We start from the raw sequence: 23,097 nt of genomic DNA, 5'->3' as shown, positions 1-23,097 counted from the left end.
GGGAGTTCCTTGGTGTTGATAAGTGAGCGCACTGTATGTCGCGCTCTGTGACGCGTCCAATACCATTTCTGTGATACCTTTTCGGTATGAATGATTCGATTGACCTGCGCCAGCTGCGCTACTTTCTGGCCGTGAGTGAAGAGCTCAACTTTGGGCGTGCGGCGCTGCGATTGCACATCTCACAACCCCCCTTGAGCAGGCAAATCCAACAGTTGGAAGAGCAATTGGGCGTGGCCTTGTTCCTGCGGGGCAAGTCAGGCGTCACGCTGACAGAAGCTGGGCTCGCATTCCTGCCAGAAGTGCGGCAAAGCTTGCGGCAGGTGGACAAGGCGATTGCGGTGGCCAGAGCGGCACAAGCAACACAAGGGGGCCAGTTTGTGCTGGGCTACACCACGGTGTTCGACCGCAGCGCCATCCCCGACGTTGTCGACAGCCTGCAGCAGCGTTTCCCTGAGTGGCGGATCACCTCCAAAGGTAAGCACTCGACGCGTCTTGTCCGGGACATCAAAAACGGCAACATGGACGCCGCCTTCATTGGTTTGCACACCCATACCGAAGGCTTGACAGTAGAAACCGTCCTGGAGGAACCGCTTGTGGTGGCCTTGCCGACCGCCCATCCACTCGCCAAAAAACGTAGGCTCGGCTTTGACGACCTTCGCAATGAAGCCTTGTTTTGGTTTGAACGCCGCTTGAACCCCGGTTTTTACGACCACTGCCAGGCATTTTTTAACCGGATCGATTTCAAGCCCAATGTGATCCCGGAACCACCCGACCACCACATCCTGCTGGGCTTGATTGCACAAGGACAGGGTTTGGGGCTCTTGCCGGCGTCATTACAAAAAGTCAGACGCCAAGGCGTCAGCTTCAGGGCCTTGAAAGAAGGTGACAACAAGCTGTCGATGGGTATCGCGCTGGCCTATGCACAACACAACCCGTCGCCAGTCTTGCGTCCGTTCATTGAGCTTGTCAGGGCGAAGATCAGGACAGCTGCAACTGGTGTGTCACCAGCTTGAAGTCCGGGTCTTCCGGGAAAGCCTTGACTTGGAAGCCCAGGCCACGCATCAGTTTGAGCATGTTGGCGTTGTTGGCCAGCACCAGGCCTTCGATCTCGGTCAGCCCTTTTTCACGGGCAAAGTCCATGATCGAGAGCATCAGGCGCGAGCCCAGGCCCTGGCCCTTGAAGTCATCAGCCACCACCAGCGAGAACTCGCAGCTGGCGCGGTCCGGGTTGGTGATGTAGCGCGACACACCCACCACCCGTGTGGTCTGCTGTGACTGGCCGTGTTCGTCCAGGCTGGTGGACGCATGCAAGGCCACCAGCGCCATCTCGCGGTCATAGTCGATCAGGGTGAAACGCGACAACATGGTGGCGGGCAGCTCCTGCATGCTCGACACAAAGCGGAAATAACGGCTCTCGGGCGACAGGCCGCGCACAAAGGCCTGCAGCATCAGGGCGTCGTCGGGGTGGATCGGGCGCACCACGTACTCACCGCCACCGGCCATCGGGAACACCTGCTCATGCTGCGAGGGGTAAGGCAGGATCGCCAGGTGGTTGTAGTGGCGCACCGAAGGCGCGGCGTTGTCGATGATGATGCGGGCGTCCACCGCCAGCGAACCCGACTCGTCCACGATGATGGGGTTGATGTCCATCTCGCGTAATTGCGGCAGCTCACACACCATTTCCGACACCCGCAACAGAATCTGCTCAAGCGATTCCACATCGGCGGCTCTGGCGCCGCGCCAGGCACCCAGGGTGTCGGCCACGCGTGAGCGCTCAATCAGCCGACGCGCCAGGAACTGGTTCAGCGGCGGCAGCTCCATGGCGCGGTCGTTGATCAGCTCGATCATGGTGCCACCGGCACCAAAGGTGATCACCGGGCCAAACGGGTCGTCAGTGACCAGGCCCACACAGACCTCGCGGCCACGTGTCTGGTTCGACATGTTCTGCACCGTGACACCGTTGATCTTGGCGTCGGGCTGCAGGCGTTTGACGTTCTGGATCATCTCCAGATACACATCACGCACACCCATGGCGTTCATCACATTCAGGGCCACACCTTGCACGTCCGACTTGTGGCTGACATCGGGCGAGTCGATCTTGAGCGCCACCGGGAAACCCAGCTGAGTGGCAATCATCATGGCCTCGTTGGGGCTGCGCGCCAGGATGGTTTTGGTGACCGGGATGTGGAACGCCGCCAGCAGTGCCTTGGATTCCATCTCGGTCAGCACCTTGCGCCGCTCGGCCAGCACACTCTCGATCAGCAGGCGCGCACCTTCCACATCGGGGCGAGACAGCTCGCTCAAGGGGGGCGGTGTTTGCTGCAGCAACAGCTGGTTCTGGTAGAAGGACGCGATGTTGCCAAAGGCGCCCACCGCCGCCTCAGGGGTGCGAAAGGTGGGGATGGCCGCGTCATTGAGGATCTTGCGCGCGTCACCCACCGAGGCGTCACCCATCCAGCAGGTCAGCAGCGGTTTGTTGACCTGGCGGTTGAAACCGGCAATGGCGCTGGCGATGGCATCCCCATCCCGGTCGACCTTGGGGGAATAAATCACCAGAATGCCGTCGATCTGGCTGGCCTGGCTGGCCGCCTCGATGGCAGCGCGGTAGTGTTCGGGGCCAGCCTCTTCCGAGACATCGACCAGATCGCTGAGCGTGGCCAGGTGCGACAACGCGGGTTTGAGCGCCTCGATCGCCTGCGGGCTCAGGCGCCCGAGTTCCAGGTTGATTTCACTGACCCAGTCAGCCGCCAGCACCCCTGGCCCACCGCCGTTGGTGATGATGGCCAAACGCCTGCCCACCGGCTTGTACCGCGAGGCCAGGCATTTGGCGGCTGAGAACAGCTGCACAAAGGAGCGCACCCGCACCGCACCGGCGCGGCGCAGAGCAGCGTCAAACACCTCGTCGCTGCCCACAATCGCGCCCGAGTGCGTCAACGCCGCGTGGTTGCTGGCCGGTTTGCGGCCCGCCTTGAGCACCACCACCGGCTTGGCATTGGCCGCCGCACGCAGGGCGCTCATGAAACGCCGGGCGTTGGTGATGCCTTCCAGATACACCACGATGCTGTGGGTTTTGGCATCCGACGCCAGATAGTCCAGCACCTGCGCCATGTCGACGGCGGTATTGGGGCCCAGTGAGACCACGGTCGAGAAGCCCACTGCGTTTTTGCGCGCCCAGTCCAGGATCGACGAGGTGAGCGCACCCGACTGCGACACCAGCGCCAGCGGGCCGGGTGTGCCCAGCGGCCCGGCGACACTGGCGTTGAGCTGCAAATGGGGCCGCTGGAAACCCAGGCAATTGGGCCCGAGCAGGTAGATGCCATCGCGCGAGGCCATTTTGTGCAGTTCGGCGGCCTGGGCGGCGTCGATGCCACTGGAGATCACCAGCGCCGAGCGGCATTTGATGCGCCCGGCCAGCTCCATCGCCGCAGCCACTTCATCGGGCGGCAGCGCGATGATGGCCAGATCGGCATGCACCGTGGCCAGATCTGCCAAGGTGCCACTGGCATGGGTGTCCAGAAACACCAGTTTGCCCGCGTATTGCTGGGCGGTGAGCGCCCGGTGCAAGGCGCGCGCTTGCGGCGTTTGCGATTCGGGATCGCTGGTCTGGCCGGCAAACACGGCAATGGAGCCCGGGGAAAACAGCGATGTCAAAAAATGCTTGTCCATAAACAACCCACTGACGTTTGAAAAACCCCGACAAGCTTAACCTGTCCCCGCCCAAAAAGCACTGGAATTTGTCATCTAGACAGCACAGGACAAGCGCCGGTGTGGGTGGGTAAAAACACCGCCTGGCGCGGTATCCTTGCCAACATGCCTGTGTTGCCCCACCCGATATGCCGCCCCGCCTGATCCGACGTATTGCCCACCTGGACATGGACGCGTTTTACGCCTCGGTGGAGCTGCTGCGTTATCCGCAGCTCAAAGGGCTGCCAGTGGTGATTGGCGGCGGGCGGCGTTCGGCCGATGACGCCTTGTTGTTAGCCCATGCCGATGTGCCGCTGAGCAAGATCCCGGTGGCGGACTTTCCGCGCCTGGCCGGATACACCGGGCGCGGGGTCATCACCACCGCCACCTACGCGGCGCGCCAGTCGGGTGTGGGTTCGGCCATGGGCCTGATGAAAGCGGCCAAACTCTGCCCAGAGGCCATTTTGTTGCCGGTGGACTTCGCCGAGATCCGGCGTTTTTCGCGCGCGTTCAAGGACATCATCCTGGACATTGCCCCGCTGATGGAAGACCGGGGGGTGGACGAGGTCTACATCGACTTCACCGAGGTGCCCGGTGGCCAGCGCGACGGTGGCCGGGTGCTGGCGCGCCTGATCCAGAAGACGATTTTTCAGCAGACCGGCCTGACTTGCTCGATTGGGGTGGCACCCAACAAACTGCTGGCCAAAATGGCCAGCGAGTTCAACAAACCCAACGGCATAGCCATCGTGTTTGAGGAGGACCTGGAGAGCAAGATTTGGCCGCTGGCCTGCCGCAAGATCAACGGCATCGGCCCCAAGGCAGATGAAAGACTGCAAGGTCTGGGCATCACCACCATTGGACAGCTGGCGCAACAGGAGCTGGACTGGCTGATCGACCACTTTGGCCAGAAAACCGGGGCCTGGTTGTACGCTGCCTCCCACGGCCAGGATGACCGGCCGGTGGAGCTGGAGAGTGAACCGGTCTCCATCAGCCGCGAAACCACCTTTGAGCGCGACCTGCATGCGGTGCGCGACAAGGCCGAGTTAGGCGCCATCTTCACCAAGCTGTGTGAGCAGGTGGCGGCCGACCTGGCCAACAAGGGGTATGTCGGCAAAACGATTGGCATCAAACTGCGTTTTGACGATTTCAAAAGTGTCACACGCGACCAGACGGTGGAGGCTTATGTGGGTGACGCCCAAACCATCCGCCGGATCGCGGGGCACTGCCTCAAACGTGTGCCATTGAACCGGCGCCTGCGCCTGCTGGGTGTGCGGGTGGCCTCGCTGATGCGTCTGCAGGACGCAGCAGAGACGGCATCAAATCAGCCTCCAGCCCTTATATATCAAGGGCCAACAGCTTCCAAATCCATAGTCTCTGAGCCGCAGCTGTTTGATTAACAGCGGTGGCCCGCATAGCCCCTCTGGCGTCACAAGAATGGCGCTTTTGCTGTAATCCGCCTGTGCTTTTTTCAACCAGGTCACGGTTCACACCGGCCTTCTTTTCCCCGACCCCATCCACCAAGGACAACACCATGACCACATCGCTGTACGACATCACCCTGCGCCAAGCCAACGGCTCTGACACCACCTTGGCCGATTACAAAGGCCAGGTGCTGCTGATCGTCAACGTGGCCTCTAAATGTGGTCTGACACCGCAGTACGAAGGCCTGGAAAAACTGTTTGAAACCTACCGCGACCAGGGTCTGACGGTGCTGGGCTTCCCGGCCAACGACTTTGCTGGCCAGGAACCCGGCACCGATGCCGAAATCGCCAGCTTTTGCAGCCTGAACTACGGTGTGCAGTTCCCGGTGTTCAGCAAGATCGTCGTCACCGGTGACAACAAACACCCGCTCTACCAGTGGCTCACAGCCGCCCAGCCGGTCACCGAAGAACGCGCTGGTGTGGAGACCATGCTGCGTGGCCACAAGATCGAACCTACCAGCGCGCCCGAGGTGGTGTGGAACTTCGAGAAGTTCCTGATCAACCGCAAAGGTGAAGTGGTGCGCCGTTTTGCCCCCGCCACCACCGCCGAAGCCCCCCAGTTGGTGGAGGCGGTCAAACAGGAATTGGCTAACAAATAAATAGCTACAGGCCCTTATTCCATAAGGGCCAGAAGCCAATACGGCTATTGCCGCGCGCTGCGCACGTTGCTGGGCAGCGCTTGCGGAAAACTCGAGCGAAACGGGTTGATGTCCAGCCCGCCACGGCGGGTGTAACGCGCATACACGCTGAGCTTGTGCGGCTGGCAACGGGCCTGGATGTCCATGAAGATGCGCTCCACACAGTCTTCATGGAAACCGTTGTGGTTGCGAAAACTCACGATGTAACGCAGTAACCCGGCCTGGTCGATCTGCGGCCCAAAATAACTGATCTGCACACTGCCCCAGTCGGGCTGGCCAGTCACCGGGCAATTGCTTTTGAGCAGGTTGCTGGTCAACACCTCGGACACCGGCGCCTCCTCAGTGGCCGCACTCAGAAACTCGGGTGCGGGGGTGTAACGGTCACAGTCCAGGTCGAGCCGGTCCAGGCTCAGGCCGTCGAGTTCATGGATCGGTTCCTGGTCAAAAAACTCAGGCGCAATCAACTTGACCCCGACACTGCTTTGCACGGTTGCGCCGCGCCAGGCGGCCTCGGTCAAATCGGCACGCAGACGCGCCTGCACCTCCGCCGCATCACCAAAGCGGGTGTTGCTGAAACTGCCCAGGTAGAGCTTGAACGACTTGCTCTCGATGATGTTGGTCGACTCACACGGCACCGTGATGTGGGCCAACGCCAGCTGAGGTTTGCCACGGGCATTGAGCCAGCTCAGCTCAAACGCGGTCCACAAATCCGCGCCCAGAAACGGCAGCCGCTGACTGATACCGAGCTTCTCGCGCTGCGCGAAACGCGGGATCGGGAACAGCAGGCTGGCGTCGTACTGGTCTACATACTGCGTGGCATGGCCAAGAGGGGAATGGTCGATGGGGTTCATGGATACTCTGCTTTCAATAGCTGCTTGCCCTTGTTTTACAAAGGCTTAAGCATTATTTCTTCTGTAAACCTCAATCCGCAGCACGCCTGCGGAACACCAGCCGCTCAGGCGTCGAGGCAGCGGCGTCATAGGCATAACCCTCGGCATCAAAACCGACCAGCTGCTCAGGCTTCTTGAGCGCGTGCACAGCCGCAAAACGCGCCATCAGGCCGCGCGCGCGTTTGGCGTGAAAACTCACGATCTTGTACTTGCCGCCCTTGTATTCCTCAAACACACATTCCACCACGCGCGCTTTCAGGGTCTTGAGGTCCACCGCCTTGAAATACTCAACCGAAGCCAGGTTAACGATGACTGGCGCCGCGTCTTTTTTCAGGCAGGTGTTGAGGTGCTCAGCGATCTGGCTGCCCCAGAACTCGTACAGGTTTTTGCCCCGGGCATTGGCCAGTTGGGTGCCCATCTCCAGCCGGTAGGGCTGCATGTAGTCCAGCGGGCGCAGCAGACCGTAGAGGCCGCTCAAAATGCCCACATGCTCCTGCAGCCAGGCCAATGCCTTGGCATTGAGGGTTTTGGCGTCCAGCCCGCCATAAACATCGCCGTTGAAGGCCAGCACCGCCTGTTTGGCGTTTTTGGCGGTGAACTTGGGCGTCCAGGCCTGGTAACGCGCCACGTTCAGGCCGCTTAAGGTGTCACTCAGGTGCATCAGTTGGGCGATGTCCTGCGGCGACTTCTGGCGCAGGATCTCGATCAGCTCAGTAGACTGGGCCACAAACTGTGGCTGGGTGTGTGGCACATCACCGGCCGGGGTGTCGTAGTCGAGGGCTTTGGCGGGGGAGAGTAAAAGCAGCATGGAGGCAAGGGATTAGGGTTGGGTCGCAAACTGCAGACCTGTCAGGTTTTCATTATCGTGACAGCATGATAAAGAATGGCTATGGATAGCTTATAGACAATGCATCATGAAAACGATAGATCAGCACTATGATTTGCCCATCGGTGAAACAAACAGTGCGCCGACGCTTTCTTAACCACCCAACCAGGAGTCTTCCATGTCCTTGATCAATACCCAAGTTCAACCGTTTAAAGCCAAAGCTTTCCACAATGGCCAGTTCATCGACGTGACCGAAGCCAGCCTCAAAGGCAAATGGTCGGTCGTGATTTTTATGCCCGCCGCCTTCACCTTCAATTGCCCGACCGAAGTGGAAGACGCTGCTGACAACTACGCTGAATTCCAGAAGGCCAACACCGAGGTCTACATCGTCACCACCGACACCCACTTCTCGCACAAGGTGTGGCACGAAACCTCTCCCGCTGTGGGCAAGGCCAAGTTCCCGCTGGTGGGTGACCCGACCCACCAACTGACCCGCGCTTTTGACGTGCATATCGACGCAGACGGCCTGGCTTACCGCGGCACCTTCGTGATCAACCCGGACGGCGTGATCAAGACCCTGGAAATCCACTCCAACGAAATCGCCCGTGATGTGAAAGAAACCCTGCGCAAGCTCAAAGCAGCCCAGTACACCGCCAGCCACCCAGGCGAAGTGTGCCCCGCCAAGTGGAACGAAGGCGCCAAGACCATCGCTCCGTCGCTGGAACTGGTCGGCAAGATCTAAATCCCCGGTGACATCAACGGCACACCGTCACCGGTGTGCCCCAAGCCGGACTGGGACAAGCTGCCCCGCGCAGCTTGCCTTCCGGTTTTTTTTCGAACAAAATTAGCCTCCAGCCCTTTTATAACGGGCGCAATCAGCTACTTTAAAGGTAGCACCTAAGGAATCCACCATGCTCGACCAAGACATCAAAACACAATTAGCCGCCTACCTGCAGCGCGTGACTCAACCGTTCGAGATGGTGGCCAGCCTCAATGACTCTGACACCTCGCGCGAAATGCTCGACCTGCTGCAGACCATCCAGAGCCTGCGCAGCGACAAGATCACACTCAAAACCGACGGCCACGACATGCGCAAGCCGTCGTTCACACTGCAACGTGTGGGTGCCAACAACAGCCTGCGTTTTGCAGGCCTGCCGCTGGGCCACGAATTCACTTCGCTGGTGCTGGCGCTGCTGTGGACCGGTGGCCACCCGCCCAAGGTTGAGGCCGATGTGCTGGACAGCATCCGCGCGCTGGACGGCGACTTCAACTTCGAGGTCTACATGTCTCTGACCTGCCACAACTGCCCGGACGTGGTGCAAGCACTGAGCCTGATGGCGATCTTCAACCCCAAGGTCAAGACTGTGGTGATCGAAGGCGGCGCCTTCCAGGCCGAAGTCAATGACCGCGAAATCATGGCCGTGCCGATGGTTTTTCTCAATGGCAAGATGTTTGGCTCAGGCCGTATGACGGTCGAGGAAATTGTGGCCAAGCTCGACACTGGCGCTGCTGCACGTGACGCTGCCAAGCTGTCAGCACAAGACCCTTATGAAGTGCTGATCGTCGGTGGTGGCCCCGCTGGTGCCGCTGCCGCTGTCTACGCCGCCCGCAAAGGCATCCGCACCGGTATTGCTGCTGAGCGTTTTGGCGGCCAAGTCAACGACACCTTGGCGATTGAAAACTTTGTCTCGGTGCTGGAGACCGACGGCCCCAAATTTGCCGCCGCGCTCGAAGCCCATGTGAAGGCTTACGACGTCAACATCATGAACCTGCAACGCGCCGACAAGCTGATCCCGGCCACCGAGCCCGGTGGCCTGATCGAGATCCAGCTGGCCAATGGCGGCTCACTCAAGAGCAGAACCGTCATCCTGTCCACTGGCGCACGCTGGCGCAATGTCAATGTGCCGGGTGAAGAACAGTACAAAACCAAAGGCGTGGCGTATTGCCCGCACTGCGACGGCCCGCTGTTCAAGGGCAAACGCGTGTCGGTGATTGGCGGGGGCAACTCCGGTGTCGAGGCCGCGATTGACCTGGCCGGTGTAGTGGCGCATGTGACGCTGATCGAGTTCGACACCAAGCTGCGTGCCGACGCGGTGCTGGTCAACAAACTCAAGAGCCTGCCCAATGTGACCATCGTGGTGAATGCCCAGACCACCGAGATCACCGGCGACGGCCAAAAGGTCAACGGCCTGAGCTACAAGGACCGCGCTTCTGAAGCTGTGCACCACGTGGAACTCGAAGGTGTGTTTGTGCAGATTGGCCTGGTGCCCAACACCGAATGGCTCAAAGGCACACTGGAGCTTTCCAAACACGGCGAAATTGTGGTGGACGCCAAAGGCCAGACCTCATTGCCCGGTGTGTTTGCCGCCGGAGACGCCACCACTGTGCCGTTTAAACAAATCATCATCGCCACCGGTGATGGCGCCAAGGCGGCGCTGAGCGCGTTTGACTACATGATGCGCCTGCCAGCAGTCGTCCCGACAGCAGTTGCAGCACCTCAGCTTGCACCAGCCGCAGAGATGGCCACGGCATAAAGGCTTACGGCCTCAGGCTGGCTCGGTAAAATCGGGCCAGTCCTCTCCTTTTTACATTGAGCGGCGCCTGTTGGCGCCGTTCGTCATTGATTGACCCACTCCCATGACCGACGCACCGCAGCAACCCGGCTTGAACAGCCTGTCCAAATCCTTTGAGCCCGCCGCCCTGGAAGCCCACTGGGGCCCGGAGTGGGAAAAGCGCGGTTATGGCACAGCGGGCGCCCGGGGCACCGGCCAGCCTGATGCCGAGGCTGCCGCGCGCGGTGACAACTTCTGCATCCAGCTGCCACCACCCAATGTGACCGGCACGCTGCACATGGGCCACGCGTTCAACCAGACCATCATGGACAGCCTGACGCGTTACCACCGCATGGCCGGCTTCAACACCGCCTGGATTCCGGGCACCGACCACGCCGGCATTGCCACCCAGATCGTGGTGGAACGCCAGTTGCAAGCCCAAGGCATCAGCCGCCACGACATGGGCCCGACACCTGCGGAAGCCCGCAAGAATTTCGTGAGCAAAGTCTGGGAGTGGAAAGAAAAAAGCGGTAACACCATCACCACCCAGATGCGCCGTATGGGCGACACGGTGGACTGGAGCCGCGAATACTTCACGATGGACCCCAAGCTGTCCAAAACCGTGACCGAAACCTTTGTCCGCCTGTATGAACAAGGCCTGATTTACCGCGGCAAACGCCTGGTCAACTGGGACCCCGTGTTGATGAGCGCCGTAAGTGACCTGGAAGTGGAGTCTGAGGAAGAAGATGGCAGCCTGTGGCACATCATGTACCCCTTTGCCGACGGCCCGCAGCTGGTGAACGGCGAAATGGCTCCCGGCTTGGTGGTGGCGACAACGCGCCCTGAGACCATGCTGGGCGACGTGGCCGCCATGGTGCACCCGGAGGACGAACGTTACGCGCACCTGATTGGCAAGGAAGTCACCCTGCCCTTGTGCAACCGCACGATTCCGATCATTGCCGACGACTATGTGGACAAGGCTTTTGGCACCGGTGTGGTGAAAGTCACCCCGGCGCATGACCAGAACGACTACCAAGTTGGCCAGCGCCACAAGCTGCCGATGATCTGTGTGCTGACCCTGGATGCCAAGATTGATAGCAATGCACCCAGCGCCTATGTGGGCCTGGACCGCTTTGCAGCACGGAAACAGATCGTCAAGGACCTGCAGGCGCTGGAGCTGATGGTCGAGATCAAAAAACACAAACTGATGGTGCCGCGCTGCGCCCGTACCGGCCAGGTGATTGAGCCAATGCTCACCGACCAGTGGTTTGTGGCGATGAGCAAGGTGTCCGACCAAGACCCCACCGGCAAGTCCATCACCCAAAAAGCCATCGACGCGGTGCAATCCGGCGAAGTCAAGTTTGTGCCCGAGAACTGGGTCAACACCTACAACCAGTGGATGAACAACATCCAGGACTGGTGCATCAGCCGCCAGCTCTGGTGGGGCCATCAAATCCCTGCCTGGTACGCCGAGGATGGTACGGTTTTTGTAGCACGCAACGAAGACGATGCGAGGGCTCAGGCCCAAAAAGCCGGTTATACCGGTGCCCTCAAGCGTGACGATGACGTGCTCGACACCTGGTACTCCAGCGCGCTGGTGCCGTTCAGCACCATGGGCTGGCCAGAAAAAACGCCTGACTACGACCTCTACCTGCCCAGCAGTGTGCTGGTCACCGGTTACGACATCATCTTTTTCTGGGTCGCCCGGATGATCATGATGACCACCCATTTCACCGGCAAGGTGCCGTTCAAACACGTCTACATCCACGGGCTGGTGCGCGACGCACAGGGCCACAAGATGAGCAAGTCTGAAGGCAATGTGCTCGACCCGGTCGACCTGATCGACGGCATTGCCCTGCCAGAGCTGCTGGTCAAACGCGCCGAGGGGCTGCGCAAACCTGAAACCGCTCCCCAGGTGCGCAAAAACACCGAGAAGGAATTCCCGGCTGGTATCCCCGCCTTTGGCGCCGATGCGTTGCGCTTCACCTTTGCCTCGCTGGCCTCTCTGGGCCGCAGCATCAACTTCGACGCCAAACGCTGCGAGGGTTACCGCAACTTCTGCAACAAACTCTGGAACGCCAGCCGTTTTGTGCTGATGAACTGCGAAGGCCAGGACTGCGGTTTGAACGACCACAGCCCGGCTGAGTGCGCCACAGGCGACTACCTGAAGTTCAGCCAGGCCGACCGCTGGATCGTCTCGCTGCTGCAAAAAGCCGAGGCGGATGTCACCCAAGGCTTCACCGAATACCGGCTCGACAACGTCGCCAGCACAATTTACGACTTTGTCTGGAACGAGTTCTGCGATTGGTACCTGGAAATTGCCAAGGTGCAGATCCAGACCGGTGACGAGGCGCAAAAACGCGCGACGCGCCGCACCCTGATCCGCACCCTGGAAACCATTTTGCGGCTGGCGCACCCGATCATCCCGTTTGTGACCGAAGAGTTGTGGCAAGTGGTGGCCCCGCTGGCCGGCCGCGCGGGTGCCTCGGTGGCGATTGCAACCTACCCGGTGAGCCAACCCGAGCGCATTGACCCTGCCGCGATTGCCCATGTGGCCAGACTCAAGACCCTGGTGGACGCTTGCCGAAACCTGCGTGGTGAAATGAATGTGTCACCCGCCACCCGGCTGCCGCTGTTTGTGTTGGCAGGCTCCCCTGCCGAAGCCGCTTTCATGACCGAGGCCGCACCGGTGTTGCAGGCGCTGGCCAAACTCAACGAAGTTCGGGTGTTCAGCGACGAAGCGACCTGGGCCGCAGCCGCCCAAGCCGCCCCTGTGGCGGTGGTGGGTGAGGCGCGCATCTGCCTCTTCATGGAAATCGACGTGGCCGCCGAGAAGGCGCGTCTGGGCAAGGAACTGGCGCGGCTTGAAGGCGAAATCGCCAAAGCCAACGGCAAACTCGGTAACGAGTCCTTTGTGGCACGTGCCCCGGCTGCGGTGATTGATCAGGAACGCAAACGTCTGGCTGACTTTGAAGCCACGGTGGCCAAGGTCAAAGACCAGCTGGCACGCCTGGGCTGATGTGAATGGGGGCCGCCAAGCTGCGGCCCTGACTGAAGTCGGGGGGCCCCTTGGTCAGCGCCAGGCTCAGCGACGGCGCAGCACGTGGATATAGGTGTCGTGCACGGTTTGCTGGTCCAGCAACTCGTTGCCGGTCTGCCGGGCAAAGGCCTTGAAGTCGCGCATCGAGCCCACGTCGGTGGCAATCACCTGCAGCGTCTGGCCGCTTTCCATGGTGCTCAAAGCCTTTTTGGCGTGCAGGATGGGCAGCGGGCAGTTCAGTCCGCTGGTGTCGATCTCTTTGTCAATGTGCATGGCTGTTTCCTGATAAATAGGGGTCTGGACTCACGCCGGGAACACACCGGTGGACAGATACCGGTCGCCCCGGTCGCAGACAACGAAGACAATTGTCGCGTGGCGCGCGGTCTTGGCAATTTCTTGCGCCACCCAGCAGGCGCCTGCCGCTGAAATACCGGCAAAAATGCCCTCCTCACGCGCCAGCGTGCGGCACATGGCCTCGGCATCTTCCTGGCTCACGTACATCAGGTCGTCGACATGGGTCGGGTCGTAAATCTTGGGCAGATAAGCCTCAGGCCATTTGCGGATGCCCGGAATGCGTGAGCCTTCATGCGGCTGCACACCAATGATTTTGATCGCCGGGTTCTTCTTTTTGAGGTACTGCGAGACACCGGTGATGGTGCCGGTGGTGCCCATGGCACTCACAAAATGGGTGATCTTGCCCTTGGTGTCGGCCCAGATTTCGGGGCCGGTGGTCTCCACATGGATGCGCGGGTTGTCCTGGTTGGCAAACTGATCCAGCATGCGGCCCTTGCCTTCGCGCTGCATCTGTTCGGCCAGGTCGCGTGAGTACTCCATGCCACCGCTCTTGGGTGTGAGGATCAGCTCGGCGCCAAAAGCCTTCATGGTCTGGGCGCGCTCGATCGACAAGTCCTCGGGCATGATCAGGATCATCTTGTAACCCTTGACGGCCGCCGCCATGGCCAGCGCAATGCCGGTGTTGCCCGAGGTGGCCTCGATCAGCGTGTCACCGGGCTTGATCTCACCGCGCTCCTGCGCCCGCACAATCATCGAAAACGCGGCCCGGTCCTTGACCGAACCGGCCGGGTTGTTGCCCTCCAACTTGCCCAAAATCACGTTGCCGTTGAGCTGGTTGACGTCTGCGGAAAGCCTCTGCAAACGCACCAACGGTGTTTTGCCAATCAAATCTTCAATAGTTGGATATTTCATACCTCACACTGTGCCATAATTCGGCCTCTCTCCCGTAGCCCGGGTGGTGAAATTGGTAGACGCAGGGGACTCAAAATCCCCCTCCGAAAGGAGTGCCGGTTCGATTCCGGCCCCGGGCACCAGAATTCCGTTTCAGCTCTCGTCGAACCCGCACGTTGTACCAACGTCGCGGGTTTTTTGTTGTCTCGCTGGATGCCGGGGCAGCATGGCGTCCCGTCAAAACACCCTGCCCCGGGACACAGGCATATACTTGGACAAATCTACGTACAAGTAGCAGGACACCCAAACCATGAAAATCATCACCTACTCTGAAGCCCGCAGCTCGTTGAAGTCCCTGCTGGATGCCGTGCACGATGATGCAGACGTGACGGTGATCAGCAGGCGTGACGGTGCGGATGCCGTGGTGATGTCTCTCGACCACTATCAGAGCATCATGGAAACCATGCACCTGCTATCGACCCCGGCGAACGCTGCGCACATTGCCAAGTCCATCGCGCAACACAAAGCAGGCAAAGCCACACGACGCGAATTGACCAAGGTTTGAGGCATGGCGCGCTCTATCCGCTTCACACCGGCGGCCTGGGACGATTACACCTATTGGCAGGGGCAGGACAGAAAGACACTGCGGCGCATCAACACGCTGATCGAAGCTGCGGCGCGAGAGCCGTTCGCAGGTATCGGCAAGCCCGAGCCCTTGCTGGGCAACATGGCTGGTTACTGGTCACGGCGCATTGATAACGTGCATCGCCTGGTGTATGCCGTGGACGAAACCGACATGGACGTGATCGCGTGCCGTGGGCATTACGATGATTGACCGTTGGATGCCGCGGTCGTAGCGCGCGTCGTCAAAGGGCTTCGACACGGTCAGGGCGAACGCCAGGGCTTGGAGCAATGGCTCTTTCAAACTCAAACACCCTGGCCGCGAGCGGCCTGGGCTGCGGCACAAAACAGGCCCCGCATTTCCGCGTCCGTGCCCTCGCCCACGCTAAGCACTTGCAAGCTGTTTGGTGTGTTGGTCTCCTGACGCTGGCCTGCCATGTCTTGCCAGATGGCGGTGATCTCCTGCCCGATGTGTTGGCTGTCATCGTCTTTACCGACCACCACGAGCACTTTCTCAAGGGGTGCGCGGCGTAACAAGGCCTCCAGCTCAAACCGGGTGCCAGCACGCTGGTCGTTGTACTCACGCAGGTCAAGCATCACCACGGCGGCCTGGTCGATCAAGGACAAGACCGTGGCCTGCCAGCTGGTGTTCGCACAGAACAACTCATGAACGCGACAGCGGCCGTCGGGGTCACGCGTCTGATCCAGCGTCAACAGTGCCTGCTTGAGCTTGTCTGCGTCGGTGATAAAGCGCTGGTGCAAACTGCGCTGAAGATAGGCAAAGAACTCATCCGGTTCCAGGTAGGCACCCGCCAGGTCGGGGCCTGCAATCATCCACACCGGGCCTGCAAAACGCCAGCGCGCCAGAAAGCGGTCGGTGAAGGCCTCTGAGCGCTCTGAGGGTTTGAACACACGCAGCAACAACAAAGCACCCAAGGGTTGGGGCGCGCGTCGAATGGTCCAACGCAAGGCCACACGCTGCACAACGCGCCATAACAACCAAGACACCAAAATGGCAGTCCCCAGCCACTCCATGCTGTGTTGGGTGCGCTGCTCGAACGACATCATCAAAACAACCGTAGCCATGAAGGATGTGACGAGTGCCCAGTAGGCACCCAAGGCCAGCTGCTGCTCGCTGAACTTGCGTTCGGTGTACCGGCGCGCCAGGCGCATCAGCATGCGCCATGAGCCGTACGCCGCGATGCCGAGCAACACCACAGAGGTCCCCCCCGCAAGAAGCCAGTCCTGAAGCGTTGGTTCCGTGTCAGGTGAGTCATCAAACAGAACAAGCACCCAAATCAGGGTGCAGAACACCAACAGGCCCACGGTGAATGCAGCGACCAAAGGCGGGCCAGCACCGCGCACCGCCGGACGCATGAATGTGACCAGGGTCAACGCCAGTAGTACAGCGCACAACAAAAAAATGCCGCTGCCCAGCCAGCCCAAACCCGCAAAAACCAAACCCAGGCCCAAACACAGCATCACCAGGGCAAAAACCGCCCAAACACGGGACTCTCTCACACACGCTTGAAATGCCCAGGGTAAAGCTGCTGGCAGCACAAGCATGGGCCACAACACCAGTTGTGTGATCCAGGTGGCCAAAGGGGCACTGTCTCCGAACTTTTGACCGGTCATGGTCGACAAGAGCGCAATCCCAAAAACCAGAATGATCAAGAGAAGCCACCAATACAGCAAGCCGCTGACAAACTGGATCCACAACACCCACGCCCGCAGACGACGCGCAGGCCGGGTGGGGTCATCAGCCCCTGCTGGCTGGAAGGCATCTGCCGCACACCAGGATTGCTGCAAGTCAGCTGTCGCCAGCGGCAAGTCGGTTGTTGGGGCGCCATGCGGCTCGGTTGGGAGCACGGTGTGGCTCACCGCAGTTTTGGCCTGCAAGTCAACCACGGCCCTGGCGTAGCGGCGCTTGATCCAAACCGCCAAACCAACAGCCAGTGGCACCAGCAGACACAGTAAAAAAGCGATCAGCGCGATCCACTGGGTTGAGTTGAGCTCGTCATTCGAAGCCATGCGGGTGCCCTCCTGCGCTTGTGGCGACGACAGGTTATGAGCCGCTCATGACCCCGCCAACCCCTGCACCACCGTCGGGTAACGCAGCTTCAGGCGCAGCTCTTTTTTCAGGCGGGTGTTGTCCATGCGCCGGGACTCACTCATGAAGCTCAGCAGGGCCAGTGGCAGGCGTTGTTGTGCCTCGGCGCGCGACAGGCGCTCGGGCCGGGGCAGGCCGTACAGGTCGGCGGCCAGCTCAAAGTACTCACCCATCTTCAGGCAGGTGTCGTCGTTGGTGTTGTAGACCCGTTGCGGGGCGCCGCGCCACAGGGCGGCCACACAGGCGCGCGCCAGGTCGTCGGCGTGGATGTGGTTGGTGTAGACGTCGTCTTCGGCGCGCAGCATCGGTGTGCCGCGCAACAGGCGTTCACGCGGTGTGCCGCCCACGCGGTTGGGGGCGTAGATGCCGGGAATACGCAGCACGGTGCTGGGCACACCCGTGGCGCGGCCATAGTGGCGCACCAGTCTTTCCGCATCAATTCGCCTCCTAGCCCTTGATGTAAAAGGGTTGACAGCTCTTGTTTCTGTAGCTACCGCACCTTCGCAGTCGCCATACACACCACTGGTGGAGCCGTACACCAGCGACTCGGGCTGGCTACGCCTGCGCAGCACCCGTAGCAGCGCGCGGGTGCGCGGGTCGCCCGCTTCGCTTTCGAGCGGCGGCGCCAGATGCACCACGCGGGTCGCCAGACCGGCCAGGCGGCGCAGACTGGGCGGTTCATCCAGGTTGCCCAGCAGCGGGGTAATGCCTTGGGCACGCAGCTCGGCCAGGCGGGCGGCGCTGGAGGTCAGCGCGAGCAGGCGCACTTGGCGGTGCATCAGGGCCGCCACACGCAGGCCAACATCACCACAGCCCACCAGCAGCACACGTTCGCGCCGGAAACGGGCGGGCAAGGCGCCAGGTCGGGTGGCGTACAAAAGGGGAGACGTGCTTGTTAATGCGGGCAAAATGTGATCCTTCCAGTTTTGATTTCAGCGCCTAGGATAACGACAACATGAGCTCTGCCGCCACCTCCCCCACCACTTTTCAGGTCACCATGGAGCCCAGTCTGCGCACATTCAGCGTCGACCCTGGCGAGACCCTGCTGGCCGGTGGCATCCGCCAGGGTGTCAACCTGCCCTATGGCTGCAAAGACGGCGCCTGTGGTTCCTGCAAATGCAAAAAACTCAGCGGCAGCGTGGAACACGGCAGCTACCAGGCCAAGGCCATCAGCGACGAAGAATTGGCCCAGGGTTTTGTGCTGACCTGCTGCGCCACAGCCACCAGCAACGTGGTGCTGGAGTCGCGCCAGGTCACGGCCGAGGGCGCGTTCCCGATCAAGAAAATGCCGACCCGCCTCAAGTTGATGGAGAAGAAGTCAGACGACGTGATGCGCCTGCAGCTGCAGTTGCCCGCCAACGAAGCTTTTCAATACCACGCCGGGCAATACATCGACTTTCTGCTGCCCGGTGGCCTGCGCCGCAGTTATTCGATGGCCAACGCACCCCACACCCTGGCGGCGGGCGAAGGCATCGAACTGCACATCCGCCACATGCCCGGTGGCAAGTTCACTGACCAGGTGTTTGGCACGATGAAAGAGCGCGACATCCTGCGTATCGAGGGGCCTTTTGGCAGCTTCTACCTGCGTGAAGGCGGCGACAAACCGATCATCCTGCTGGCCTCGGGCACCGGTTTTGCCCCGCTCAAGGCGCTGATCGAACACATGCAGTTTGCCAAGATCAGCCGCCCCACCACTTTGTACTGGGGTGGCCGCCGCCCGGCCGACCTATACATGGCGGACTGGGTGCAGGCCAAGCTGGCCGAGATGCCGAACCTGCGCTATGCGCCGGTGGTGTCCGACGCGCTACCTGAGGACGGCTGGACCGGGCGCACCGGTTTTGTGCACCAGGCGGTGCTGCAGGACACACCCGATCTGTCGGCCTACCAGGTGTATGCCTGTGGTGCGCCGATTGTGGTGGCGTCTGCCCAGCGCGACTACATCCAGGCCGGGCTGCCGGTCGACGAGTTTTATGCCGATTCATTCACCTCCGAGGCCGACAAGGCTGCGGACGGCGCCATTGTTTAACCCAAGACAAGGACCTGTCATGCACACCCGATCATTTCTGCTGAGTACCCTGGCGCTGGCCGCCGCCACCCTGATGCCGCTGGCACAGGCGCAAGACAAACCGATCCGCCTGATCGTGCCCTACGCCGCCGGTGGCCCGCTTGACATCACCGCACGCGCCCTGGCCGAACGGGTCAAGGACAGCCTGGGCACCGTGATCATCGACAACAAACCCGGTGCCGGTGGCAACATCGGCGCAAGCGCGGTGGCCAAGGCGGCGCCGGACGGTCTGACCATTGGTATTGCCGCCACCGCCACCCACGCGGTGAATCCCTGGCTGTACAGCAAGATGCCATTCAACGCCGCCACCGACTTTGCCCCGATCACCCAGATGGTGCGGGTGCCCAATGTGCTGGTGATGAATGCCGACACCGCCGCCCGCCTGAAGATCAACAGTGTGAAAGACCTGATCGCCTACGCCAAGGCCAACCCGGCCAAGCTCAACTACGGCAGCGGCGGCAACGGCAGCGCCGGTCACCTGGCCGGGGAGCTGTTCAAAAAAGAGGCCGGTATTTTTGCGGTGCACATCCCCTACAACGGTGGCAACCCGGCGCAGCTGGGCCTACTCAGCGGCCAGGTCGACTACAACTTTGACAACCTGTCCACCGCCGCACCCAACATCAAGGCTGGCAAACTCAAGGCGCTGGCGGTGACCACCCTGACCGCGTCGAGCGCACTGCCCGGTGTGCCACCGGTGGCCGATACCCTCAAAGGTTTTGCGGTCGACACCTGGTGGGGCCTGGTGGCACCCGCAGGCACACCCAAGGACGTGATCACCAAACTCAACACCGCGTTTGTGGCCGCGCTCAACGCGCCTGAGACCAAAACCCGCTTTGCGGCCCTGCTGGCCGAGCCGGTACCCAGCACCCCCGAGGCGTTTGGTGCGTTGATGAACAGCGAGCGCCGCAAATACGAGTCCATGGTCAAGTCCTCCGGCGCCAAGGTGGACTAAACGCCCGTACGGAGCGAGATCAAGGTTGGGCCGCTGGCTCAACCTTGGCGGCGTTGAGGCGACGGATACGCTCTTGCCGCTGCCGCAGCACATCGGCCTGCGTCACGGGTTGCGGGGATGAGACAGGGCTGACAACCGGCGCCACGGCGGGTTGCGGCGCCTGCACCACCGCGTTGGCCTGACGCCGACTCAACTGGGTGGCGGCCTGGCCCTGGATCAGCTGCTCTTGTTGCTGACCCCGCTGCTGGATCAGCAACGGCACAACACTGCCAGTGCTGGCGGACTGCGCCAACACAGCGACAGGGCTGGCCAGCAGCCCAGCTGCACCCGTCAGCACACAGGTGGCCAGGCGCAGGCGCCTACTCATCCACACCGGCCCCGGACAAGTACCACTGCGCAATGATCTGCCGCTCAGCTGCGGTGATGTGGGTGGTGTTGCTCATGGGCATGAGTTTGCTCACCACCACCTGCTGGTAGATGTTGGCCGCGTTTTGTTGGACCAACTGCGGGCTGTCAAAACGCAAACCCTTGGACTGCACCGCCTCACCATGGCACAGGTAACAACGCTGCTCCAGCACAGTTTGCAGAGTTTTGTAAGAGATTTGGCCGCTAGCCCCCGTATTACCTGGGCTACCCGCTATGGAAGACGCAGCAGCTTGCGGGGTGCTGGATTCTGGCGCAGGTTTGAGCCAGACGATCATCATGGCAATCACCACCACACCCAGCAGCGCGTAAGGCAAGGGGTTGCCATTGCGCCCGAGCTTGAAGCCGTGGCGCAGCACAAAAAACTGGCGGATCGCGGCACCGGCAAACATCATCGCAATCAACACCAGCCAGTTTTGCGGGTGGGTGTAGGTGAAGCTGTAGTGGCCGCTGAGCATCGCAAACAACACCGGCAGCGTGAAATAGGTGTTGTGCACACTGCGCTGTTTGCCGCGTTTGCCATGGATCGGGTCCACCGGTTCACCGGCCTTGATCGCAGCGACCACCTTGCGCTGGCCCGGAATGATCCAGTGCGCCACATTGGCGCTCATGGTGGTGGCCATCATCGCGCCCACCAGCAAAAAGGCAGCGCGTCCGGCAAACCAGTGGCAGGCCAGCCAACTGGCCACACACACCAGCACCAACACCAGGGCGCCCACGATGGCATCGCCGTGTTTGCGCTGGCCAAACAGGCGGCAGATCAGGTCGTACAACAGCCAGAAAATCACCAGAAAGAAAATCGCCACCGTGATCGCCTGCCAGGGCAACCAGTCCATCTTGGACTTGTCAATCAGGTAAGTGGTGGCACTCCACAGGTAGGACACGGTGAACAGCGAAAAGCCGGTGAGCCAGGTGGTGTAACTCTCCCAATAAAACCAGTGCAGGTGTTTGGGCAGCTGCGGCGGGCGCACCGCGAACTTCACCGGGTGGTAAAAACCGCCGCCGTGCACCGCCCACAACTCACCACTGACGCCTTGTTTCTTGAGGTCTTCGTCCTCGGGCGGGGTCAGGCTGCTGTCCAGAAACACAAAATAAAACGAGGAACCAATCCAGGCAATCGCGGTGATCACATGTACCCAGCGCAGCAGCAGGTTGGCCCAATCGAGGTAATAACTTTCCATCCACTATCCCTTTTTAATGTCCAGACGACGTCTGCCCGACAACTTGCAAGAGTTGTGCCGCCACCGCCACCGCAATCACCTCTGGCTGCTTGCCAACAATGCCCGGCACACCAATCGGGCAAGTCACCCGGGCCAGCTCCTGGGCTGTGAAACCACGCGCCAGCAGGCGGTGGCTGAAGCTGGCCCATTTGGTTCGGCTGCCAATCAGGCCGATAAACGGCAGATCGGCCTGCTGGCGCTGGCGCAGCAGGCAAGCCGCTACCACGTCCAGATCCTCGGCATGGCTGAAGCTCATGATCAGCACCAGCGCGCCGGATGGCAAGTCTGCCACCGCGGCCTGCACCGGCTGGGAATGTTCACACAGCACCTGGGTCGGCAGCTCGTCCGGGAAAATTTCGTCACGGCTGTCGATCCAGTGCAGGCGCAGCGGCAGGGTTTGCAACACCGCCACCAGTGCCCGCCCGACATGGCCCCCCCCAAACAGCGCCACCAGCGGCCAGCTGGCTTGTTGTGCCGTCAAACGCTGGGTCAGGGAGGGCACGTCCTTGGCACCCACGCGCTCAAATAACAGCGTCATCTCACCCCCACAACACTGGCCCAAAGCTGGCCCCAGCGGGTAGCGACGCAGTTGTCTGTGCTCGCCAGACAAAAGCTGTGCCCGGGCGTCCTGCATGGCCTGCCACTCCAGCTGGCCACCGCCCACCGTGCCCTGGGTGTGCCCGGCAAACACGGCCATCCAGGCACCGGCCTCACGGGGCACCGAGCCGCGCGAGGCCTGCACCGTGACCAGCACCGCGTCCTGGGTGGCCAGATTCTGAATAAAAGCTGCCAACACTGTCACAAATCCTTACCCAATGAGGGCCACAAAGCCTGCCAAACACGGCGTTTTTGCGGCACAGTAGCGCACCTGCACATCCTGCCCAAAAGAGACACCATGAACCTGTTCACCCCGCAACACACTCGCCAAGCCAGCTGGGGCCTGGCGCTGGCCTCGACGCTGGCGGCCTTGCTGAGTGGCTGCAGTAGCCCACCCAAGGCGCCGCCTGCACCACCCGCCGCGCCGGTGGTTGTCCCACCGCCGCCCGCCGCCGCACCGGCTCTGGTGTCGCAGGCGGTGACCCCGCGCGCCTACCGGCGTGACGCAGCCCAGCATCTGTACGCCAAAAACGCCGACCGCATCTACCGCGGCAAGATGCCGCCGCTGCTGTATGCGATTGGTGTGCTGCAGGTTGAGGTGGACAACAAAGGCCGCGTCACCGGCACCAGCTGGATGCGCGCGCCCAAACACGCGCCCGAGGTGATTGCCGAGATCGAACACACGGTGCGTGCCGCCGCACCCTACCCGGTGCCGGTGCGCATGGGCCGGGTGACCTACACCGACACTTGGTTGTGGCACAAAAGCGGCACCTTCCAGCTCGACACCCTGACCGAAGGGCAGTATTAACACCA

The 23,097-nt window shown here is 61.1% G+C and carries 21 protein-coding genes and 1 tRNA gene; 12 read left to right on the top strand and 10 right to left on the bottom strand.

What is annotated here, in order from left to right; all coding sequences use genetic code 11:
• Window positions 1-86: 86 nt before the first annotated feature.
• The gene (locus tag FDG13_RS12595) at window positions 87-1,013 is read left to right on the top strand and encodes a LysR family transcriptional regulator (protein ID WP_180128211.1); all 927 of its coding nucleotides are present in this window, start codon (window positions 87-89) and stop codon (window positions 1,011-1,013) included.
• Here the strand turns inward: FDG13_RS12595 and FDG13_RS12590 are convergent.
• Window positions 979-3,666, bottom strand: a complete 2,688-nt coding sequence (locus FDG13_RS12590; RefSeq protein WP_180128209.1) for a bifunctional acetate--CoA ligase family protein/GNAT family N-acetyltransferase — start codon at window positions 3,664-3,666, stop codon at window positions 979-981. The two genes, FDG13_RS12595 and FDG13_RS12590, sit on opposite strands and share 35 nt — an antisense overlap.
• A 167-nt stretch (window positions 3,667-3,833) precedes the next feature.
• On the opposite strand from FDG13_RS12590, the gene FDG13_RS12585 reads away from it, so the two are divergent.
• Window positions 3,834-5,081 carry a DNA polymerase IV gene (locus FDG13_RS12585; RefSeq protein WP_180128207.1) on the top strand — a complete coding sequence of 416 codons (1,248 nt, stop codon included), beginning with the start codon at window positions 3,834-3,836 and terminating at the stop codon, window positions 5,079-5,081.
• A 134-nt stretch (window positions 5,082-5,215) separates the two neighbouring features.
• Window positions 5,216-5,764, top strand: a complete 549-nt coding sequence (locus tag FDG13_RS12580) for a glutathione peroxidase (RefSeq protein ID WP_180128205.1) — start codon at window positions 5,216-5,218, stop codon at window positions 5,762-5,764.
• 44 nt (window positions 5,765-5,808) lie between these two features.
• Here the strand turns inward: FDG13_RS12580 and queF are convergent, their stop codons facing one another.
• Entirely contained in the window at window positions 5,809-6,654 is an 846-nt protein-coding gene (gene queF, locus FDG13_RS12575; protein WP_180128203.1) for an NADPH-dependent 7-cyano-7-deazaguanine reductase QueF, read from the bottom strand.
• Window positions 6,655-6,724: 70 nt separating this feature from the next.
• The gene (gene yaaA, locus FDG13_RS12570; RefSeq protein ID WP_180128201.1) at window positions 6,725-7,501 is read right to left on the bottom strand and encodes a peroxide stress protein YaaA; all 777 of its coding nucleotides are present in this window, start codon (window positions 7,499-7,501) and stop codon (window positions 6,725-6,727) included.
• A 196-nt stretch (window positions 7,502-7,697) separates the two neighbouring features.
• Here yaaA and ahpC point away from each other — a divergent pair, with 196 nt between their 5' ends.
• The 3 genes from ahpC (at window position 7,698) to FDG13_RS12555 (ending at window position 13,090) form a co-directional block, all read left to right on the top strand.
• Window positions 7,698-8,261, top strand: coding sequence for an alkyl hydroperoxide reductase subunit C (gene ahpC, locus FDG13_RS12565; RefSeq protein ID WP_078366367.1), 564 nt, complete (start codon window positions 7,698-7,700; stop codon window positions 8,259-8,261).
• 169 nt (window positions 8,262-8,430) lie between these two features.
• Complete coding sequence (ahpF, locus tag FDG13_RS12560; RefSeq protein ID WP_180128199.1) at window positions 8,431-10,053, top strand: alkyl hydroperoxide reductase subunit F; 1,623 nt, start codon at window positions 8,431-8,433, stop codon at window positions 10,051-10,053.
• Window positions 10,054-10,156: 103 nt separating this feature from the next.
• Window positions 10,157-13,090: a valine--tRNA ligase gene (locus tag FDG13_RS12555; RefSeq protein ID WP_180128197.1), complete on the top strand. Its 2,934-nt coding sequence runs from the start codon at window positions 10,157-10,159 to the stop codon at window positions 13,088-13,090.
• Window positions 13,091-13,156: 66 nt separating this feature from the next.
• Here FDG13_RS12555 and FDG13_RS12550 read toward each other — a convergent pair whose 3' ends face one another.
• Together FDG13_RS12550 and cysM are read right to left on the bottom strand one after the other, a co-directional pair.
• On the bottom strand, window positions 13,157-13,384 hold the full coding sequence (locus tag FDG13_RS12550) for a sulfurtransferase TusA family protein (protein WP_078366371.1): 228 nt from the start codon (window positions 13,382-13,384) through the stop codon (window positions 13,157-13,159).
• 30 nt (window positions 13,385-13,414) lie between these two features.
• On the bottom strand, window positions 13,415-14,317 hold the full coding sequence (gene cysM, locus FDG13_RS12545; protein WP_180128194.1) for a cysteine synthase CysM: 903 nt from the start codon (window positions 14,315-14,317) through the stop codon (window positions 13,415-13,417).
• 37 nt (window positions 14,318-14,354) lie between these two features.
• Here cysM and FDG13_RS12540 point away from each other — a divergent pair.
• The 3 genes from FDG13_RS12540 (at window position 14,355) to FDG13_RS12530 (ending at window position 15,131) form a co-directional block, all read left to right on the top strand.
• Window positions 14,355-14,439 (top strand) — tRNA-Leu (locus FDG13_RS12540).
• 167 nt (window positions 14,440-14,606) lie between these two features.
• On the top strand, window positions 14,607-14,861 hold the full coding sequence (locus FDG13_RS12535) for a type II toxin-antitoxin system Phd/YefM family antitoxin (RefSeq protein WP_180128192.1): 255 nt from the start codon (window positions 14,607-14,609) through the stop codon (window positions 14,859-14,861).
• A 3-nt stretch (window positions 14,862-14,864) separates the two neighbouring features.
• Window positions 14,865-15,131 carry a Txe/YoeB family addiction module toxin gene (locus FDG13_RS12530; RefSeq protein ID WP_180128190.1) on the top strand — a complete coding sequence of 89 codons (267 nt, stop codon included), beginning with the start codon at window positions 14,865-14,867 and terminating at the stop codon, window positions 15,129-15,131.
• 92 nt (window positions 15,132-15,223) lie between these two features.
• On the opposite strand, the gene FDG13_RS12525 is transcribed toward FDG13_RS12530, so the two are convergent.
• Both FDG13_RS12525 and FDG13_RS12520 read right to left on the bottom strand, forming a co-directional pair.
• The gene (locus tag FDG13_RS12525) at window positions 15,224-16,948 is read right to left on the bottom strand and encodes a hypothetical protein (protein ID WP_180128188.1); all 1,725 of its coding nucleotides are present in this window, start codon (window positions 16,946-16,948) and stop codon (window positions 15,224-15,226) included.
• 45 nt (window positions 16,949-16,993) lie between these two features.
• Window positions 16,994-17,935 (bottom strand): SDR family oxidoreductase, encoded by a 942-nt coding sequence (locus tag FDG13_RS12520; protein WP_255435239.1) that lies wholly within the window; start codon window positions 17,933-17,935, stop codon window positions 16,994-16,996.
• A gap of 47 nt (window positions 17,936-17,982) precedes the next feature.
• On the opposite strand from FDG13_RS12520, the gene FDG13_RS12515 reads away from it, so the two are divergent.
• Window positions 17,983-19,053: a CDP-6-deoxy-delta-3,4-glucoseen reductase gene (locus FDG13_RS12515; protein ID WP_180128186.1), complete on the top strand. Its 1,071-nt coding sequence runs from the start codon at window positions 17,983-17,985 to the stop codon at window positions 19,051-19,053.
• Window positions 19,054-19,072: 19 nt separating this feature from the next.
• Window positions 19,073-20,044 (top strand): tripartite tricarboxylate transporter substrate binding protein, encoded by a 972-nt coding sequence (locus tag FDG13_RS12510; protein WP_180128184.1) that lies wholly within the window; start codon window positions 19,073-19,075, stop codon window positions 20,042-20,044.
• A 19-nt stretch (window positions 20,045-20,063) separates the two neighbouring features.
• Here FDG13_RS12510 and FDG13_RS12505 read toward each other — a convergent pair whose 3' ends face one another.
• Genes FDG13_RS12505 through xdhC form a run of 3 tightly spaced genes read right to left on the bottom strand, consistent with a single transcriptional unit; the run spans window position 20,064 to window position 22,489 of the window.
• Window positions 20,064-20,411 carry a hypothetical protein gene (locus tag FDG13_RS12505; protein WP_180128182.1) on the bottom strand — a complete coding sequence of 116 codons (348 nt, stop codon included), beginning with the start codon at window positions 20,409-20,411 and terminating at the stop codon, window positions 20,064-20,066.
• The gene (locus tag FDG13_RS12500) at window positions 20,404-21,648 is read right to left on the bottom strand and encodes a urate hydroxylase PuuD (RefSeq protein WP_180128180.1); all 1,245 of its coding nucleotides are present in this window, start codon (window positions 21,646-21,648) and stop codon (window positions 20,404-20,406) included. The genes FDG13_RS12505 and FDG13_RS12500 overlap by 8 nt, the downstream gene beginning before the upstream one ends.
• Window positions 21,649-21,661: 13 nt before the next feature.
• Window positions 21,662-22,489, bottom strand: a complete 828-nt coding sequence (gene xdhC, locus FDG13_RS12495) for a xanthine dehydrogenase accessory protein XdhC (RefSeq protein ID WP_180128178.1) — start codon at window positions 22,487-22,489, stop codon at window positions 21,662-21,664.
• A gap of 93 nt (window positions 22,490-22,582) precedes the next feature.
• Between xdhC and FDG13_RS12490 the strand changes: the two genes are divergently transcribed.
• Window positions 22,583-23,092 (top strand): hypothetical protein, encoded by a 510-nt coding sequence (locus tag FDG13_RS12490; protein WP_180128176.1) that lies wholly within the window; start codon window positions 22,583-22,585, stop codon window positions 23,090-23,092.
• Window positions 23,093-23,097: the final 5 nt, after the last annotated feature.

The sequence above is a fragment of the Rhodoferax sp. BLA1 genome, assembly GCF_013416775.1.
Classification (GTDB): domain Bacteria; phylum Pseudomonadota; class Gammaproteobacteria; order Burkholderiales; family Burkholderiaceae_C; genus Rhodoferax.
Note: the sequence above shows the minus strand (reverse complement) of the source record. Positions and strands in the feature narration are given on the sequence as shown.